This window comes from Streptomyces sp. sk2.1 (genome assembly GCF_008120935.1).
GTDB lineage: Bacteria > Actinomycetota > Actinomycetes > Streptomycetales > Streptomycetaceae > Streptomyces.
Window position 1 is genome coordinate 36,219 of sequence record NZ_RDBO01000071.1, and the last position, 15,979, is coordinate 52,197.

Consider the following 15,979-nt stretch of genomic DNA (forward strand, 5'->3'; position numbering starts at 1 on the left):
GCGACGACGCTGCTCGTGCTGCTCGGCGTCTCCCGCATCCGCACCAGGGCCTCGTACCGCTGACACCCGGGGCCGSSCGGCCCCGGGTGTCAGCGGTACGAGGCCCTGGTGCGGATGCGGGAGACGCCGAGCAGCACGAGCAGCGTCGTCGCCATCAGGACCACGGCGACGGCCGCGCCGGTGAAGAGCGAACCGCGGTCGGTGGCCGCGAAGATCTGCACCGGGAGCGGTGTCCAGTCCGGCGGGTAGAGCATCATCGTGGCGCTCAACTCGCCCATGGACAGCGCGAAGCAGAGCCCCGCCGCCGCCGTGAGGGACGGCAGCAGGAGCGGCAGCCTGACCCGCCACAGCACCCGGCCGGGGCCCGCGCCGAGGCTGGCCGCCGCCTGCTCGTACATCGGGTCGAGACGCATCGTCGCCGCCGAAACCGACGAATAGGCGAACGCGGTGACAAGAATGGTGTGCGCCAGGATCACGATCCAGCGCGTCCCGTTCAGCAGCATCGGCGGCTTGCTGAACGCGACGAGCACGGCGAGGCCCACCACGACGGACGGCACGGCGACCGGCAGCATGAACAGCGCGTCGAGGAACCGCTTGCCGCGCCTGCGCATCGAGGCGGCGGCGAGCGCGGCCCAGGAGCCGATGGTGAGGGCGAGCAGGCTGGCGGCGACGGCGGTGACCAGGCTGGTGGTCAGGGCCTGGAGGGAGTCCCCGCCGGTCGCGGCCGCGTAGTGCTCGGCGGTCGGCCCGGAGGGGAAGGCCCCGGACCAGTTGGTCGCGAACGAAGCGGCGACGACGACCAGCAGCGGCACCGCGAACAGCGGAACGAAGAGCACGAGGAACACGGCCCAGGTGGCCCATTTCCCCGTACGGCTATGCACCAACACGACGGCTCACCATCCGATACAGGCTGTAGAGGCCGACGGAGATCACGATGTTGACGACGGCGACGACGCAGGCCGTCGGGTAGTCGGACTCCAGGATCGCCTTGCCGTAGACGAGCATCGGCAGGGTCGTGACTCCCTTCGCGCCGGTGAACAGCACGATGCCGAACTCGTTGAGGCACATCACGAGGACGAGGCTGCCGCCCGCGGCGAGCGCGGGGAGCGCCTCGGGGAGGATCACCTGCCGCACGATCCGGGCCGGCTTCGCGCCCAGCGAGGACGCCACCTCCAGTTGCGCGCTGTCGAGCTGCGAGAACGCGGCGAGCAGCGGGCGCATCACGAACGGGGTGAAGTAGGTGATCTCGGCGAGCAGGACGCCCCACGGGGTGGTGAGGAAGTCGAAGGGACCGCTCGACGCCCCGGTGAGATCCGTCCAGACGCCGTTGGCCATGCCGACGTTGCCGTAGATGAACAGCAGGGCGAGCGTGATCAGGAACGACGGGAAGGAGAGGAAGACGTCGATGAACCTGGCGACCGCCCGGCAGCCGGGGAACGGCACGAAGGCGATGATCATGGCCAGGACGAAGCCCAGTACGAGGCAGCCGGCCGTGGAGCCCGCCGCCAGCCAGACGGTGGTCGTCAGGGCCGAGCGGAACGCCTCGGAGGCGAACACCTCGCCGTACGGGGCGAACGAGGTGCCGCCCTCGTCCGGAGTGACGGACTGCTGGACGACGAGGGCCAGCGGGTAGAGGAAGACCAGGGCGAGGACGGCGACGGGCGGCAGCGCCCAGACGAAGCGGGGCACGCGGCGGGCCTCGCGGGCCGGGGCGGACGGACCGGACGGGGCCGGGGGCGTCGCCCCGGCCGGGCCGGTCCCGTCGCCGCCGGTGCGCGGGCGCGGCGCCTTCGTCATGGCACCGGGCCCGGTGACGCCGGACGCGGTGATGCCGGACGCGGCGGGGTGGGCGGCGCTAGCCATCGGTTCCTCCTCCGGCTCCGGCTCCGGCTCCGACCGCTGCTCCGGTCACGGTTTCGGTTCCGGTCACGGCTCCTGCTGCGGACGCCGTGCCCGCGGGCAGCAGCACCGCGTCCTCGGCCGCGAAGTGCACGGTGACCCGGTCGCCCAGCGCCGGGGTCTCGCGCAGTTCCCGCAGGTCGGCCTTGACCCGGTGGCCGTCCACGTCGACGTACAGCCGGTGGGTGGAGCCGCGCCACTGGACCTCGGCGATGGTGCCGCTCAGGGCGTTGGGTCCGTCGCCGAGTCCGACCAGGTGGGGCCGGACGCACAGGGTGGCGGTGGCCCCGCGGGCCGCCTCGCCGGTCGGTACGTCCAGCGCGTGCCCTGCGAAGTCGACGGTGTCGGTGCCGTCGGCGACGGTCACCGGCAGCAGGTTGGCGTTGCCGACGAACGAGGCGGTGAACTCCGTGCGCGGGCGGCGGTACAGGTCCTGCGGGGTGCCGCAGTCCTGGAGGCGCGCCCTGTCCATGACCGCGATCCGGTCGGCGAGGGTGAGCGCCTCGACCTGGTCGTGGGTGACGTAGAGGATGGAGACGTCGGGCAACTCGCGGTGCAGCCGCGCCAGTTCGGCGAGCATTCCGGAGCGGAGCTGGGCGTCGAGCGCGGAGAGCGGTTCGTCGAGCAGCAGGACGCCGGGCCGGATGGCGAGCGCGCGGGCGATGGCGACGCGCTGCTGCTGGCCGCCGGAGAGTTCGCGCGGGTAGCGCTCGGCATAGGCGGCCATGCCGACGAGTTCGAGCGCCTCGGCGACCCGTGCGGGGATCTCGGCCTTCGCGACCTTGTGGGACTTGAGCCCGAAGGCGACGTTGTCCCGGACCCGCATGTGCGGGAAGAGGGCGTACTGCTGGACGACCATGCCGATGCCGCGCTTGTGCGGCGGCAGCCCGGTCACGTCGCGGTCGCCCAGGTACACCCGGCCCGAGGCGGGCCGGACGAATCCGGCGACGGCCCGCAGGGCGGTGGTCTTCCCGGACCCGGAGGGGCCGAGCAGGGCCATGACCTCGCCGGGCTCGACGGTCAGGTCGAGCCGGTCGAGCACGGTGTTCCCGCCGTACACGACGCTGACCTGGTCGAACCTGATGCCGCTGCGGACGGACCGCTCTCCGCCGGTCATGCCTCGGCCCGCGCGATCAGGTCCGGCAGCTCGGCGACGGAGCCGAGGACGTGCGTGGCGCCGTGCCGGGCCAGCTGGTCCCTGTCGTGGGCGCCGGTGAGCACCCCGGCCACGATCCCGGCCCCGGAGCGCACGCCGCTGAGCATGTCGTACGAGGTGTCGCCCGCGACCACGATGCGCCGGACGTCGTCCACGGCGCCGGTGCGCAGGAACGCGGCGAGGACCATGTCCGGGTGGGGGCGTCCGCGGCCGCCCGCGTCGGCCGGGCAGAGGGTCAGGGGCACCAGGTCCTGCCAGCCGAGCGCGGCCAGGATGGCGTCCTGGGTGACGCGGGCGAAACCGGTGGTCAGGACCACGGTCCGGCCCTCGGCCCGGAGCCGCTCGATGGCCTCGCGGGCGCCGGGAAGCGGTGCGATGCGGCCGCCGTCGACGAGTTCGCCGTACGCCTCCTCGAAGGCGGCGTTGGCCCGTCGGGCCAGGTCCTCGACACCGAAGAGGTGGCGGAAGACCGAGATCTTGGACTCGCCCATGGTGGCGCGCACGTAGTCGAGCTTCTCGGCGTGGTCGGCGGATCCGGGCTCCACGCCGAGGCGCTCGGCCGCGACGGAGAACGCCTGCTCGACGAGGCCGCCGTCGGCGACGGTGGTGCCGGCCATGTCGAGGACGACCAGGTTCAGCTTCCCGGCGTCCGGCTTTTCGGTGTTCGGGTTTCCGGTGTTCGGGTTCTCGGTGTTGCTCAACTTCTTCACCAGCCCAGTTCGTCGGCGGTCGTTTCGGCGATCGCGGGCGAGCAGGTCATGCCCCTGCCACCCGGTCCGGTCACCAGCCAGACGCCGTCGCGCACCTGCCGGCGGTGGACGACCCGGCTGGTGTCGGTGCACTGGGCGTAGACCCCGGCCCAGCGGTGGCGGATCCTCGGCAGCGGGCGGCCGAGGAAGGACTCGACGACCCCGGTGAGGTGTTCGTACGGCTCCTCGACGGTGTCGAAGGAGAAGGGGTGCTCGTACTCGTGGGTGTCGCCGATGGTCAGTCCGCCGTCGCGGCGCTGCACCATCAGCAGCTGCATCCTGTGCGCCGCCGCGGTGGGGGCCTGTGCCTGCTCGGCGTTGAGGGTGTCGAGCGCCTCGCTCCGGTACGCCGGGTAGTAGCGGAAGCTGTCCGCGTCGGCGACGGAGGTGGTGAGCGGTTCGCCGAGCGGGTCGGTCTGCATCATCTGGAGCCGGACGCGGCGCACCGGGAGGTCCGGGCCGGCCAGTTCGCGGACGAGGCCGCCGAGCCAGGCGCCGGTGGCCAGGATCACGGCGTCGCCGGTGTGCACGTCGCCGTGGTCGTCGCGGACGGAGGCGGTGCCCACCACCTCGCGGACCTCGCGCCCGCCGAGGAACGTGTACCGGCCCGACTTCAACAGCTCCTTTTTCAGGGCCAGTTGGGCGGTGCGCGGCTCGACCGCCGCGTCCCGCTCGCACCACAGGGCGGCGGCGAAGTCACCGCGCAGCGCGGGGTTGATCGCGCGGGCCTCGTCGGCGGTGAGCAGCTTGTAGCCGCGCGCCACCGCGTCGGGCCGGGCGACGGCCGCGTCGGCGACCGTGATCTCCAGCTCGGTACGGAGCGGGGTGAGCGAGCCGCAGGCCCGGAAGCCCAGCTCCGGGACCCGTGCCCCGATGCCCTCCCACAGTTCACGGGCGCGCAGCGCGGTCTCCAGCTCCTCGCCGCCGGCCCGGCCGCTGACCCATATCTGTCCGAAATTGCGGAGCGATGCCCCGCGCGCCTCGCTCTCGCGCTCGATCTGTACGACCTCGTGGCCGCGGTTCACTGCGTGCCAGGCGTGCATGGTTCCCACCACGCCGGCTCCTACGACGATGACTCTCACGGCGGCCACGCTCCTCGGGACCGGTGACCCGGACTGATCCGCACGGCAACGGGATGGTGAACTGGACCCCAAAGTTGGCCTAGACCCGTTACATTCTCGTTATCCGAATGGGGTGTTCGGCCGGGCGGGATCGCCGTCTCCGCCGCTCACCGGGGCGGGTGGAGAAGTGTTCAGTGACCGTCCTGCGCGCCCAGGTGCGCGGTGAAGGAGAACCTGTCGCCCCGGAAGAGGGTCCGCACGCGTTCCAGCGGCTTGCCGTCCGTGTCACGTGAGATGCGGTGCATCAGCAGCATGGGCAGCGCGGGCGGGGTGCCGATGAGCAGCGCCTCGCGGGGTGTGGCGAGCACGGTCTCGATCCGCTCGTCGGCATCGCCGAAGGGGATCCCGAGCCGGTCGCGGAGATAGGCGTAGAAGGACGAGTCGGGGTCGAAGTCCCGGTCCAGGTGCGGCACTCGGGCGACGGAGACGTACGTGCTCTCCAGCCCGACCCGGTCGTCGTCGGCGAGCAGCACCCGTTCCAGGTGCCAGACCGGCTCCCCGCTCGCCACCCCTATGTCGACGGCGAGCGCCCCGGGACAGGGGAACCGCTCCAGTCCGATCAGGTGGCGCCCCGGCGTACGGCCCTGGCGGCGCACGCCCTCCGTGTAACTCGCCAGCGAGAGCGGCTGCTCCAGCTTGGGCCCCGCGACGACCGTGCCGCGCCCCTGACGGGCGAGCCGCCCCTCCAGAAGGAGTTCGCGCAGCGCCTGACGCACCGTCTCGCGCGAGACCTCGTACCGCTCGGCGAGGTCGCGTTCGGTGGGCAGCATCCCGCCCTCGCCCAACTCCTCCACGAGCGTGGATACACGGGCCTTCACCGCGTAGTACTTGGGGATGCGGCCGTGCTCCGGGATGCCGGAACGGATGGGTGCGCCAGGTGCCTGGTCCTGCGGGTAGTCCACGGCCCGATGGTGGCAGACGGACATGAACGGGGGTGAACGTTCAGGATCGGGACGGTGAGCTTCCGGGGTACGGGAGTTGCCCGGGGTACGAGGGGTTTCCGGGGTACGGGCGTGACCGGTCGGAGGTGGGGTGGTCATGGGTGGGCCGGTCAGGAGCGGGCCGGTCATGGGTGGGGGTGGCGCGGGCGGCGGGTCCGGATCACCACGGCCCCGGCACCGATCAGAAGACCGGCGCCGACGAGGCCGGACAGCGGGGCGAGGCCGGGCCCGGTCTCGGCCAGTTCCGGCGGATCGTCCCCGGTCGTGGGCCGTCCGGGCCCGACCGGACGCGAGGGGTCGCCGTCGGTGTCGGCTTCGATCCGGGTCCCGTCCGTCCCGTCGCCCTCACCGTCGTCGACGACGGTGAAGGGGTAGTCGTCGGACTCGCCCACCCACGCCCCGTCGTCCCCGCCCGGCTCACCGGTCGCACCGCCGCCGCCCGCGCGCTGTCGCTGGACGATCGCGGCGTTGGCGGTGATCCGCCCGGGGAGCGTGTCGGAGGTGAAGGCCATCCGGACCTGGACGGTGACGGTCTGACCGGCGGGGACGGTGAAACCGTCGAAGTCGTCGCCGTCGCCCCCGAAGACCCCGATGTGTTCGTCCCGGTCGGTGGTCTCCCAGGTGACGCGGTGTTCCGTACCGGGCCGGGCCTGCTCGGAGAACTTCAGCTGGATCTGGTCGGAGGTCAGCCTCCGGTCCTCGTCGGTGAGGACGAGCACGGGGTGGATGGCCCGGCACGGCTCGGTGGTGGTGTTGGTCAGGTCCAGGAACCAGGTCCCGTAACCGCCGCCGGACGCGTAGGTGTCCGGGCCGCCGTGGATACGGGTACGGATCGGGAACTCGCTCGCCTTCGGGTCGCCGCAGGCGGATTGCTGGTCGGCGGCGGTGGTGTCCGGCGCCGAGACCGGGGTGGCCGAGGAGGAGGTGGCGGAGGCGGACGCGACGGACGTGCCGCCGAGGACGACGGCGGGAACGACGCTCGCCGCGGCCAGCCCGAGTGCGAGCCCGTGCCGGGTGCGTCCGGGCGGGGGCGAGGGAGGACGCGTCGGGGCGCCGAACACGGAGATGGACGCGGCGGAGGTCACGGGGACGGACGTGGGGCTCGTCGTGGGGCCCGGTCCGTGGCGCCCGACACGCCTGCCCGCGGTGTCGCCGGAATGCCGCGCCCCCGTCCGGCCCGCCCGCGCCATCCGCCGCGCCCGACCTGTCCGGCCCGCCCGCGCCGTTCGCCGCGTCCGCCCTGCCCTCCGTACCTGCCCCGCCCGCACCGTCCGTGCCGTCCGCCCGGCCGAACAGCGGGGCCAGGATCAGCTGGGCGGCGCCCTCCGCGACCGGCCGGTCACCGCCCTCGACGGCGGTGACCGGCACCGGCGCGATGCCGCCCCGCCAAATACGCTCGTCGATCACGGCGCGCACACCCCGTACGTACGCGTCGGGATCGGCCGCGACGGTACGGCCGCCGAGCACCACCCGGTCGATGTCGAGCAGCCCGACGAGGTTGGCGGCGCCGGTCCCCAGCACCCGGGCCGCCTCGGCGGCATCGCCGCGGGCGACGGCGGCGAGGCAGAGCGCCTCGATGCAGCCGCGCCCCCCGCAGCCGCACTCCGGCCCGTCCAGCCGGACCGTCTGGTGCCCGAACTCACCGGCCCCGGTACGGGCCCCGCGGTGCAGCTCCCCGCCGAGGAACAGCCCGGCGCCGAGCCCGGTCCCCAGGTGCAGGTACGCGAAGTCGCCGCCGCCCGCCGCGCCGTCGCCGCCCGTCGTCCGCAGGGCGAGCCCGAGGGCGGCGGCGTTGGTGTCCTTGTCCACGACGACGGGCAGTCCGGTGCGTACGGCGAGCGCGTCCCGCAACGGATACCCGTCCCACCGCGGGAACCCGGTGACCCGGCGCAGCACGCCGCCCCGGTGGTCCAGCGGCCCGGGCACCGCCACCCCGACCCCGAGCACCGTCCGCCCCTCCGGCCCGTCGCCGCCCTCCGGCCCGTCGCCCCGTATCGCCGCGACCGCGTCCGCCGCGGCCGTCAGCACCTCGTCCGCCGGGGCGCCGAGGTCCAGCGGGGCGGTACGGCTCGCGACGACCGCGCCGGACAGGTCGACGAGCACCGCCGTCAGCCCGTCCCGGTCCAGATGCAGGCCGACCGCGTGCCCGGCGTCCGGCACCAGGCGCAGCACGGTGCGCGGCTTGCCCCCGGTGGACGCCCGCCGGCCCGCCCCGGCCGCCAGGCCCTCGGCCCGCAGCCGGGCCGTGATCTTGCTGACGGCCTGCGGTGTGAGCCCCGTGCGCTCGGCGAGTTCGATCCTGCTGATGCCGTCCCCGCCCGCCGACCTCAGCAGGTCCAGCACGAGCGCGGCGTTGTGGCCGCGCAGCATCGGCAGGTTCACACCGCCGCTGATCCTGTTCACCACTCACCCTGTTCGCCGTCGCTCCTGTTCACGATCCCATTGTCGCCGTCGCTTGCACTTCGGCAACAGCGTTGTTTAAGTGGTCGGCATGACTGGCACCCCGTCTCACCGGACCTCCGAGCCGTCCGGGACCCCCCTGCGCGTCGGGCTCGTCGGCTACGGCCTGGCGGGTTCCGTCTTCCACGCCCCGCTGATCGCCGCGACCGACGGGCTCGTCCTCGACACGGTCGTCACCGCGAACGAGGAACGGCGGGACCGGGCCCGCGCCGAGTTCCCCGACGTGGCGTTCGCGGCGTCGCCGCAGGAGCTGTGGGAGCGCGCGGACGACCTCGACCTGGTCGTGATCGCCTCGCCGAACAGGACCCACGTCCCGATCGCGACCGCCGCGCTCGAAGCCGGCCTGCCGGTCGTCGTGGACAAGCCGATCGCCGGCACCGCGGCCGAGGCGCGCGGGCTCGCGGCCCTGGCCGAGAAGCGCGGGCTGCTGCTCTCGGTCTTCCAGAACCGGCGCTGGGACAACGACTTCCGCACCCTCTCCCGGCTGATCGCGGACGGCGAGCTGGGCGAGGTGCAGCGCTTCGAGTCCCGCTTCGAGCGGTGGCGCCCGCGGCCGAAGGGCGGCTGGCGCGAGTCGGGCGACCCGCAGGAGATCGGCGGGCTGCTGTACGACCTGGGGAGCCACGTCGTCGATCAGGCGCTCGTGCTGTTCGGGCCCGCCGTGCGGGTGTACGCGGAGTCCGACGTGCGCCGCCCCGGCGCCGCCGCGGACGACGACACGTTCATCGCGATCACCCATGCGAACGGGGTCCGCTCGCACCTGTACGTCAGCGCCACGGCGGCGCAGCTCGGCCCGCGCTTCCGGGTGCTGGGCCGGTCCGCCGGCTACGTGAAGTACGGCCTCGACCCGCAGGAGGCCGACCTGCGGGCGGGCGCCCGTCCGGCGGCGGCCGMCCGGGCGTGGGGCGAGGAGCCGGAGGAGCTGTGGGGCCGGATCGGTTCGGGCGAGTCCCCGCTGACGGGCGGCGGCGCCCCGGTCCGCAGCCTGCCGGGCGACTATCCGGCGTACTACGCGGCGGTCGCCGACGCGCTGCGCGGAAAGGGTGACAATCCGGTGACCGCCTTCCAGGCCGCGGCGGCACTTGATGTCCTGGAGGCGGCCCGCCGCTCGGCCCGCGAGGGCGTGACCGTGTCCCTGCCCGCCTGACCACACCCCGTACCCGCTTCCCCGTATGACCCCCACCGCTCCGACCATCTCCGAGCTCATCGCCCAGGAACGCCGGCTGACGCTGCCGCACTTCGGCCACGACGACGCGTACGCGCTCGGCGGCCTGCTGGTCTCGATGGCCCGGCAACGGCACGCGCCGGTCGCGATCGACATCCGCCGCGGCGCGCAGCAGCTGTTCCACGCCGCGCTGCCGGGATCGAGCGCGGACAACGACGACTGGATCGACCGCAAGCGCAAGGTCGTGGAACGGTACGGCGAGAGCTCGTACCTGGTCGGAACGCGGTTCCGGGCGAAGGGGACGACCTTCGAGGACTCCTCGCGCCTGGACCCGGGCGTCTACGCCGCGCACGGCGGCTCGTTCCCCATCGCCGTCGAGGGCGCGGGCGTCATCGGTTCGGTGACGGTCTCGGGCCTGCCCCAGGCGGAGGACCACGCCCTGGTGGTCGAGGCGCTGGAGCGGTTCGCGGCGACGCTCGCCGCCTGAACGCGGCGGAGGGGTGGGGCGCCGCTCGCACGGCACCCCACCCCTCCGATCTTTACGTCTCCACGGCTCCGGGAGACCACCCCGCCTCACGCCCGGAGGGCCGCCCGCCCCTAAGGCCCTAGGCGTCCTTGAGCTCCTGGCGCTGCCGCCCCAGTCCCTCGATCTCCAGCTCCACGACGTCCCCGGCCCGCAGGTACGGCTTGGGTTCGGGCCGGCCCAGGGCGACCCCGGCCGGGGTGCCGGTGTTGATCACGTCGCCGGGGTGGAGCGTCATGAAGTGGCTCAGGTAGCGGACCACCTCGCCCACCGGGAAGATCTGGTCGGCCGTCGTGCCGTCCTGCTTCAGCTCGCCGTTGACCCAGAGCCGCAGCGACAGCGCCTGCGGGTCGGCGACCTCGTCCGCGGTCACCAGCCACGGCCCCAGCGGGTTGAACGTCTCGCAGTTCTTGCCCTTGTCCCAGGTGCCGCCGCGCTCGATCTGGAACTCGCGCTCGGAGACGTCGTGCGCCGTCGCGTATCCGGCGACGTGCGCGAGGCCCTCCTCGGCGGACTCCAGGTAGCGGGCGGTGCGCCCGATGACGACCGCGAGCTCCACCTCCCAGTCGGTCTTGACGCTGCCGCGCGGCACCAGGACCGTGTCGTCGGGTCCGACGACGGTGTCCGGCGCCTTGAAGAACAGGATCGGCTCGGCCGGGATCTCCGCACCGGTCTCGGTGGCGTGGTCGTGGTAGTTCAGCCCGATGCACACGATCTTGCCGATCCGGGCGAGCGGCGGCCCGACCCGCAGCCCGTCGGCGTCCAGCTCGGGCAGCTCGCCGGGCGCGGCCGCCGCGGCCCGTACCCGGGCGAGCGCGGACGCGTCGGCGAGCAGCGCGCCGTCGATGTCGGCGACGACTCCCGACAGGTCGCGCAGGGTTCCGTCCTCGTCCAGCAGCGCAGGTCGTTCCGCACCCGGCGTACCCACACGAAGCAGCTTCAACGGTCTTTCTCCCCTTGGTCGAGATCGGGCCCGTCGGATGGGTGGCGGCCATCGCAGGCTTGTCCGATCGTCCAAGACATCCGATCACTCTGCAAGACCCTGTTCACAACCTGGACCGGGGCACCCGCCCCGGCCCTCCACCGGACGCCCGTCCCCGGCCCTCCATCGGACCAGTCCCGGGGCCGCCCCGCTCACCCGGTGGTGACCGCGGCGGCCCCGGCGGCCGGCACGTCCCGGTACAGGAAGGCCCGCTCGACCGCGGTCCAGGTGGTGCTCGTGACGACGTACAGCGCGGCGGCGAGCGGTACGACGGCCACGGTGAAGAGCGTGGCGAAGGACATCAGCGGCATCAGCTTCGTCATCGCGCCCATGCCCGGGACCGGCTGCCCGTCGGGGCCGGTGGCCGGGGTGACGGGGTTGGCGGCCATCTGCTGCTTCGTCCGCCGGTAGTTGAACGTGGCCACGGCGACGACGATCGCGAACAGGCCGAGGTAGACCAGCCCCTGCTCGCCGAACGGCCCGCCGTGCGAGAGCGCGTCGTGCCAGCGCTCGCCGAGCGGGGCGCCGAGGAGCTGGTGGCCGAGCAGTTCGTTGGGCTCGTCGCCGATCGTCCCGCTGGAGAAGAGGTGGTAGAGGAGGAAGAAGGCGGGCATCTGCAGCAGGCTGGGCAGGCAGCCGGAGAGCGGCGAGACCTTCTCCTTCTTGTGCAGTTCCATGAGCGCCCGCTGCATGCGCTCGGGGTTCTTGCCGTGCTTCTTACGCAGCTCGGCGATCTGCGGCTGGAGCCTGGTGCGGGCCTTCTGCCCGCGCGCCGCGGCCCGCGACAGGGGGTGCACGGCGAGCCGTACGAGCGCGGTGAACAGCACGATGGCGGCGGCCGCGGACGCGGTCTGGAACAGCGGTTCCAACGCGTCGGCCAGCGCGCCGACCAGGGCGGCGAATGCGGACATGAAGACGGACATGGGTGAGCCCTCCGAGGGTCTCGTCGTGCCGGGGGAAGTACGTGATCGGCATGACGGACCGCAGAGGTCACCTACAGCTGTCGACGGGTGCCTGCTTCGGCACCCACCGGCGTGGGCGAACCCCTACGCGGCCGTCGGGAGGGCACGGCCGGGGGCTCGGGGGCGTCTGCGCCCCTTGGCGTCCGGGTCTCGTTGCGGCAGGAACGCGGTGCGTCTCTCCCGGTCCCGGATGGCGGTACGGACCCGGGTGCGGGGCACCGGGGCGGCGCAGCGGGCGCTGATGAGCGAGGCGACGGCGAGCGCGGAACCGGCCGCGGCGGTGGCGGCGAGCGCGACCGCGGCGGAGAGGCTGCCGCCCTCGGCGAGCAGGATCTCGGTGACGAGGAAGAGCAGCAGTCCGGCGGGGCGGAGCAGCCGGGCGAGACCATCGCGCAGACGGTTCGCGTCCCCGGTCATCGGTCCCTCCCCTCTTCTCCCCGTTCACACATGTGTGTGTCCGGCGTGTGCGTGCGTTCGGCTCTCCAGCCGTTATACACGATGGGTCCGACAGCGCCATCCGCCCTCGGTACCGTCTCCGGCCCCGGACGCGTCAGCCCCCCGCGCCCGTTTCCGTACCCGCGCCCGCGCCCGTGCCCGTCCCCGTACCCGTACTCGTCCGGACACCGCCGTCACCACCGCCGCCGCCTCCGTCGCCGGGCTCCGCGTCCCGCACCACGGGCCCGATCTCGTCCCGGGCCAGCACCTCGTCGTCCGGCCGGTCGTCGCGTTCGCGCGGCCCCGCGTACGTCACGGCGAGCGCGACGGCGAGGTTGGCGCCGAGCGCCACGATGCCCGCGTTCACCCCCCACACCGGGTCGTTCTCCGTGAACACGAATCCGCACACCACCCCCACGCCGACGACCAGCCCGCTCATCGCCCCGAGCAGGGTCAGCCGCCGCCACACCAACCCCAGCAGCACCATGGGGAGCAGTTGCGCCATCCCCTCGTACGAGATGAGGGAGAGCCGCACCAGGGTGTTCGGCGCGGTGTACGTGAGCAGCAGCGCCAGGCTCCCCGCGACCACGACCACCACCTGCGCGGCGCCCTTCTGCCGCCGCTCCCACCGGGGTACGAGCGAGAGCACGCTGCGCCCCCACATCGTGCCGATGACCAGCATGAAGACCGCCATCGGCACGATCGAGGAGAGCGCCGCCGCCACCCCGACGAGACCGACGGTCCAGGCCGGCAGCGAGTCCACGACCAGCTTGAAGAGCGCCAGGTTGGACTCGGCCCCGACCAGTCCCGGCACGACGAAGAGGGCCGCCATGCCGAGCAGCATCGGCACGAAGAGCAGCACGTTGTAGGCGGGCAGCAGCATCGCGTTGCGGCGCAGCACGTCGGCGTTCTTCGCGCCGAGGTAACCGGCGACGGTCGTCGGGAAGATCACCACGGTGAGGGAGTTGAGGAACGAGGTCGTGATGAACCACGCCTGCCCGAGCCCGCTGTCCCCGTGCCCGGGGAAGGTCAGCCACTCGCTCTTCTCCGCGACGAGCCGGTCGAGGAAGGGCCCGTACCCGTCGAAGTAGTGCATCGGCACGTAGACGGCGAGGAAGCCGAGCGTGGCGATCACGAGGACGTCCTTGAGCACCGACACCCACGCGCTGCCGCGCAGCCCGCTCACCACGACGAAGCCGGTGGTGACGGCGAAGGCGATGAAGTACGCCTGGTTCAGGCCGATGGCACCGTAGGAGATGGTCGAGACGACCACCCCCATGCCGGTGATCTGGAGCTGGATGTACGGCAGCAGGAAAACGGTCGCGAGCACCGCGACGAGCGCGCCGAGCCAGGGCCGGCCGAAGCGGTGCGCCACCATGTCGGTGATCCCGACGAGCCCGTGCCTGCGCGCGTACGCCCACAGCATCGGTCCGACGACGTAGCCGACGGCGTACCCGCACGACATGTACGCCACCACGTACAGGACCGGCGCCCCGTAGTTGTAGCCCCATCCCGCGGCGCCCAGGTAGCTGAAGCTGGTGTAGCCCTCGCCGGCCATCAGCACCCAGATGAAGACCGTCCCCAGGCTGCGCCCGCCCACGGACCACTCGGCGAGGCCGCCATCGCCCTTCCCCTTCCGCCGGCCGCGCGTCGCGAGCAGGCCGAGGGCGACGGTGACGACCATGAAGACCCCGAAGACGGAGGTCGCGACCGTGGCGTTCACCGGCGGTCCCCCCGCCGGGTCAGCCATACGGCGACAGGGGTCAGCAGGGTCGCCCCGAGCAGCCACACGAAGAGGAACGGCAGCCCGAGAACCACCGGGTGGACCCGGTTCACGAGCGGCAGCGCCCCCAGGTAGAGCGCGTAGGGGACCAGCAACCACAACAACTGCGGACGTCGTCTGAGCACGTCAGGGAACCTTAGTGCGGCCCGGCCGCCGCGTCCGGAGATCCGGGGGGACACCGCGTCGGGTGCCCGGCTACCGCATCCGGACGTCCGTGAGCCTTCCCCACACGACGAGCCGGTACCGGGAGGTGAATTCGGGTGTGCAGGTGGTGAGCGTCACATAGCTGCCGGCCGTGTCGTACCCGGCGGACGGCTTCACGATGCTGCGCGGTACGGCCGCGATGACCCCGCTGTCGTGGGCACCGGTCCGGGCGAGCGTCCGGTCGACGGTGTACGTGTAGACGGCGTCCCGGGTCTCGATGCCGATCCGGTCCCCGCGCCGCAGCCGGTTGATGTACCGGAAGGGCTCGCCGTGCGTGTTGCGGTGCCCGGCGAGCGCGAAGTTCCCGGGCCGTCCGGGCTGCGCGGTGCCCGGGTAGTGCCCGACGTACCCCTTGTCGAGGACGCCGCGCTTGCCGACCCCTTGGGCGACGGGGGCGGCGAGCCCGATCCGGGGGATGCGGATGACGGCGTACGCCCGGTCCTCCCGGGGCGCCCCCGGGGCCCGGGACGAGGTGCGGGCCCCGGCACCGGCCTGCCGGTTCGTCCACCACAGCTGATGGACGACGAGCAGCAACAGGACGACGCCGAGGGTCACCACCACCTCGGCAGCCGTCCAGAGCCCGCGCGCGACGACCCTGCGCCCCCACGGGTTCCGCTGCACCACAACCGGTATCCGCTCCCGCACGGCCCGCACGATAGGCCCATCATCCGTAACTCTCCAGGGCCCGAACGTCCCTCCGCCCAGGAGCCGTACAGCAGTACGGTGTGATCCATGCGCCCCGACACGCCTGCCGACCACACCACCGAAGCCGAGCGCCTGCTGCGCACCGCGGCGCGGTATCCCGAGGACCGCGAGCCGCTGCTCCTGCGCGCCGCGGCCCATCTGGAACTCGCCGGCGACCGCGCCCGCGCCACCACCCTCTACGGCGAACTGCTCGGCTCCCCCGACCTCGACCACCCCCACCTGGTCAAGGCCCTGAACGCGGCCAACCTGTGGGAGTACGGCCACGAGGCGGAGGCCCGCGCGATCATCGAGGGCATCCGCACCGCGGCCCCGCTCGACCCCGCCGCCTGGGAGGTCGCGGCCGGGACCCTGGAGAACCACGACGAGCTCGAAGCGGCCCACGACTGCTTCTCGACCGCGCTGGCCCTGCTCCTCACGCCCGGCGAGGAGGTCCCGTACGCCACCCGGTCGTTGCTGTTCGGCCGGCACCGGGTACGCCGGCTGATGGGTGCCGACCACGACGCGTGGGACACGCTGGCCGACACCGTCCACACGGCCGCCGTCCCGCTGGACGAACTCCACGACCCCAAGCGCCTGTGGTCGCTGGGCTCCTCGGACCCGGGCGAGCTCCGCGCCGAGATCACCCGCCTGCGAGCCGAACTGGGCGCGTACCGCACGGAGTTGTCCCGCCCGTTCCCGGTCGCGACCTCCCAGGCGGCGGGGTCGAGCGGGGCCGCGGTGCGGATGCCCTCGATGATCGCGCGGGCCTCCGCCTCGTGGCCGTACTCCCACAGGTTGGCCGCGTTCAGGGCCTTGACCAGGTGGGGGTGGTCGAGGTCGGGGGAGCCGAGCAGTTCGCCGTAGAGGGTGGTGGCGCGGGCGCGGTCGCCGGCGAGTTCCAGATGGGCGATGGGC

The 15,979-nt window shown here is 73.1% G+C and carries 16 protein-coding genes and 1 pseudogene; 3 read left to right on the plus strand and 14 right to left on the minus strand.

What is annotated here, in order from left to right; translation table 11 throughout:
* Window positions 1–89 precede the first annotated feature (89 nt).
* From EAO76_RS24915 to EAO76_RS24950, 8 genes and pseudogenes are all read right to left on the minus strand, one after another.
* The gene (locus EAO76_RS24915; protein WP_148838153.1) at window positions 90–887 is read right to left on the minus strand and encodes an ABC transporter permease; all 798 of its coding nucleotides are present in this window, start codon (window positions 885–887) and stop codon (window positions 90–92) included.
* The gene (locus tag EAO76_RS24920; protein WP_148838347.1) at window positions 874–1,797 is read right to left on the minus strand and encodes a 2-aminoethylphosphonate ABC transporter permease subunit; all 924 of its coding nucleotides are present in this window, start codon (window positions 1,795–1,797) and stop codon (window positions 874–876) included. The genes EAO76_RS24915 and EAO76_RS24920 overlap by 14 nt, the downstream gene beginning before the upstream one ends.
* Window positions 1,798–1,855: 58 nt before the next feature.
* Window positions 1,856–3,016, minus strand: coding sequence for an ABC transporter ATP-binding protein (locus EAO76_RS24925; protein ID WP_148838154.1), 1,161 nt, complete (start codon window positions 3,014–3,016; stop codon window positions 1,856–1,858).
* Window positions 3,013–3,693 carry a phosphonatase-like hydrolase gene (locus EAO76_RS24930; protein WP_148838348.1) on the minus strand — a complete coding sequence of 227 codons (681 nt, stop codon included), beginning with the start codon at window positions 3,691–3,693 and terminating at the stop codon, window positions 3,013–3,015. Before EAO76_RS24930 ends, EAO76_RS24925 begins: the two co-directional genes overlap by 4 nt.
* A 68-nt stretch (window positions 3,694–3,761) precedes the next feature.
* A complete protein-coding gene (locus EAO76_RS24935; RefSeq protein ID WP_148838155.1) occupies window positions 3,762–4,886 on the minus strand; it encodes a TIGR03364 family FAD-dependent oxidoreductase in 1,125 nt (374 codons plus the stop codon).
* Between the two features lie 170 nt (window positions 4,887–5,056).
* On the minus strand, window positions 5,057–5,827 hold the full coding sequence (locus EAO76_RS24940) for a GntR family transcriptional regulator (protein WP_148838156.1): 771 nt from the start codon (window positions 5,825–5,827) through the stop codon (window positions 5,057–5,059).
* 164 nt (window positions 5,828–5,991) lie between these two features.
* Window positions 5,992–6,951, minus strand: coding sequence for a hypothetical protein (locus EAO76_RS24945; RefSeq protein ID WP_399462730.1), 960 nt, complete (start codon window positions 6,949–6,951; stop codon window positions 5,992–5,994).
* A 181-nt stretch (window positions 6,952–7,132) separates the two neighbouring features.
* Window positions 7,133–8,236, minus strand: a pseudogene (locus tag EAO76_RS24950) (ROK family protein); the annotation flags it as partial.
* Window positions 8,237–8,357: 121 nt separating this feature from the next.
* On the opposite strand from EAO76_RS24950, the gene EAO76_RS24955 reads away from it, so the two are divergent.
* Both EAO76_RS24955 and EAO76_RS24960 read left to right on the plus strand, forming a co-directional pair.
* Window positions 8,358–9,473, plus strand: a complete 1,116-nt coding sequence (locus EAO76_RS24955) for a Gfo/Idh/MocA family oxidoreductase (RefSeq protein ID WP_187438787.1) — start codon at window positions 8,358–8,360, stop codon at window positions 9,471–9,473.
* Between the two features lie 25 nt (window positions 9,474–9,498).
* A complete protein-coding gene (locus EAO76_RS24960) occupies window positions 9,499–9,978 on the plus strand; it encodes a heme-degrading domain-containing protein (protein WP_148838158.1) in 480 nt (159 codons plus the stop codon).
* Window positions 9,979–10,096: 118 nt separating this feature from the next.
* On the opposite strand, the gene EAO76_RS24965 is transcribed toward EAO76_RS24960, so the two are convergent.
* The 6 genes from EAO76_RS24965 to EAO76_RS24990 form a co-directional block, all read right to left on the minus strand.
* Window positions 10,097–10,957 carry a fumarylacetoacetate hydrolase family protein gene (locus EAO76_RS24965; RefSeq protein ID WP_148838160.1) on the minus strand — a complete coding sequence of 287 codons (861 nt, stop codon included), beginning with the start codon at window positions 10,955–10,957 and terminating at the stop codon, window positions 10,097–10,099.
* A 191-nt stretch (window positions 10,958–11,148) separates the two neighbouring features.
* Window positions 11,149–11,919, minus strand: a complete 771-nt coding sequence (locus tag EAO76_RS24970; protein ID WP_148838161.1) for a YidC/Oxa1 family membrane protein insertase — start codon at window positions 11,917–11,919, stop codon at window positions 11,149–11,151.
* A 123-nt stretch (window positions 11,920–12,042) separates the two neighbouring features.
* A complete protein-coding gene (locus EAO76_RS24975; RefSeq protein WP_148838162.1) occupies window positions 12,043–12,375 on the minus strand; it encodes a DUF6412 domain-containing protein in 333 nt (110 codons plus the stop codon).
* A gap of 133 nt (window positions 12,376–12,508) precedes the next feature.
* Complete coding sequence (locus EAO76_RS24980) at window positions 12,509–14,116, minus strand: sodium:solute symporter family protein (protein ID WP_262375727.1); 1,608 nt, start codon at window positions 14,114–14,116, stop codon at window positions 12,509–12,511.
* Window positions 14,113–14,271 carry a DUF3311 domain-containing protein gene (locus EAO76_RS24985; protein WP_148838350.1) on the minus strand — a complete coding sequence of 53 codons (159 nt, stop codon included), beginning with the start codon at window positions 14,269–14,271 and terminating at the stop codon, window positions 14,113–14,115. The genes EAO76_RS24980 and EAO76_RS24985 overlap by 4 nt, the downstream gene beginning before the upstream one ends.
* Window positions 14,272–14,371: 100 nt before the next feature.
* Entirely contained in the window at window positions 14,372–15,034 is a 663-nt protein-coding gene (locus tag EAO76_RS24990; protein ID WP_399462734.1) for a class E sortase, read from the minus strand.
* 78 nt (window positions 15,035–15,112) lie between these two features.
* Between EAO76_RS24990 and EAO76_RS24995 the strand changes: the two genes are divergently transcribed.
* Window positions 15,113–15,928: a hypothetical protein gene (locus EAO76_RS24995; RefSeq protein WP_262375730.1), complete on the plus strand. Its 816-nt coding sequence runs from the start codon at window positions 15,113–15,115 to the stop codon at window positions 15,926–15,928.
* The last annotated feature ends 51 nt before the right edge of the window (window positions 15,929–15,979 follow it).

Excerpts from the sequence above, each read along its gene's own strand:
- EAO76_RS24920 (WP_148838347.1), bottom strand. The coding sequence starts at position 1,797 with ATGACGAAGGCGCCGCGCCCGCGCACCGGCGGCGACGGGACCGGCCCG.
- EAO76_RS24970 (WP_148838161.1), bottom strand. The coding sequence starts at position 11,919 with ATGTCCGTCTTCATGTCCGCATTCGCCGCCCTGGTCGGCGCGCTGGCC.
- EAO76_RS24975 (WP_148838162.1), bottom strand. The coding sequence starts at position 12,375 with ATGACCGGGGACGCGAACCGTCTGCGCGATGGTCTCGCCCGGCTGCTC.
- EAO76_RS24995 (WP_262375730.1), top strand. The coding sequence starts at position 15,113 with ATGCGCCCCGACACGCCTGCCGACCACACCACCGAAGCCGAGCGCCTG.
- EAO76_RS24925 (WP_148838154.1), bottom strand. The coding sequence starts at position 3,016 with ATGACCGGCGGAGAGCGGTCCGTCCGCAGCGGCATCAGGTTCGACCAG.
- EAO76_RS24960 (WP_148838158.1), top strand. The coding sequence starts at position 9,499 with ATGACCCCCACCGCTCCGACCATCTCCGAGCTCATCGCCCAGGAACGC.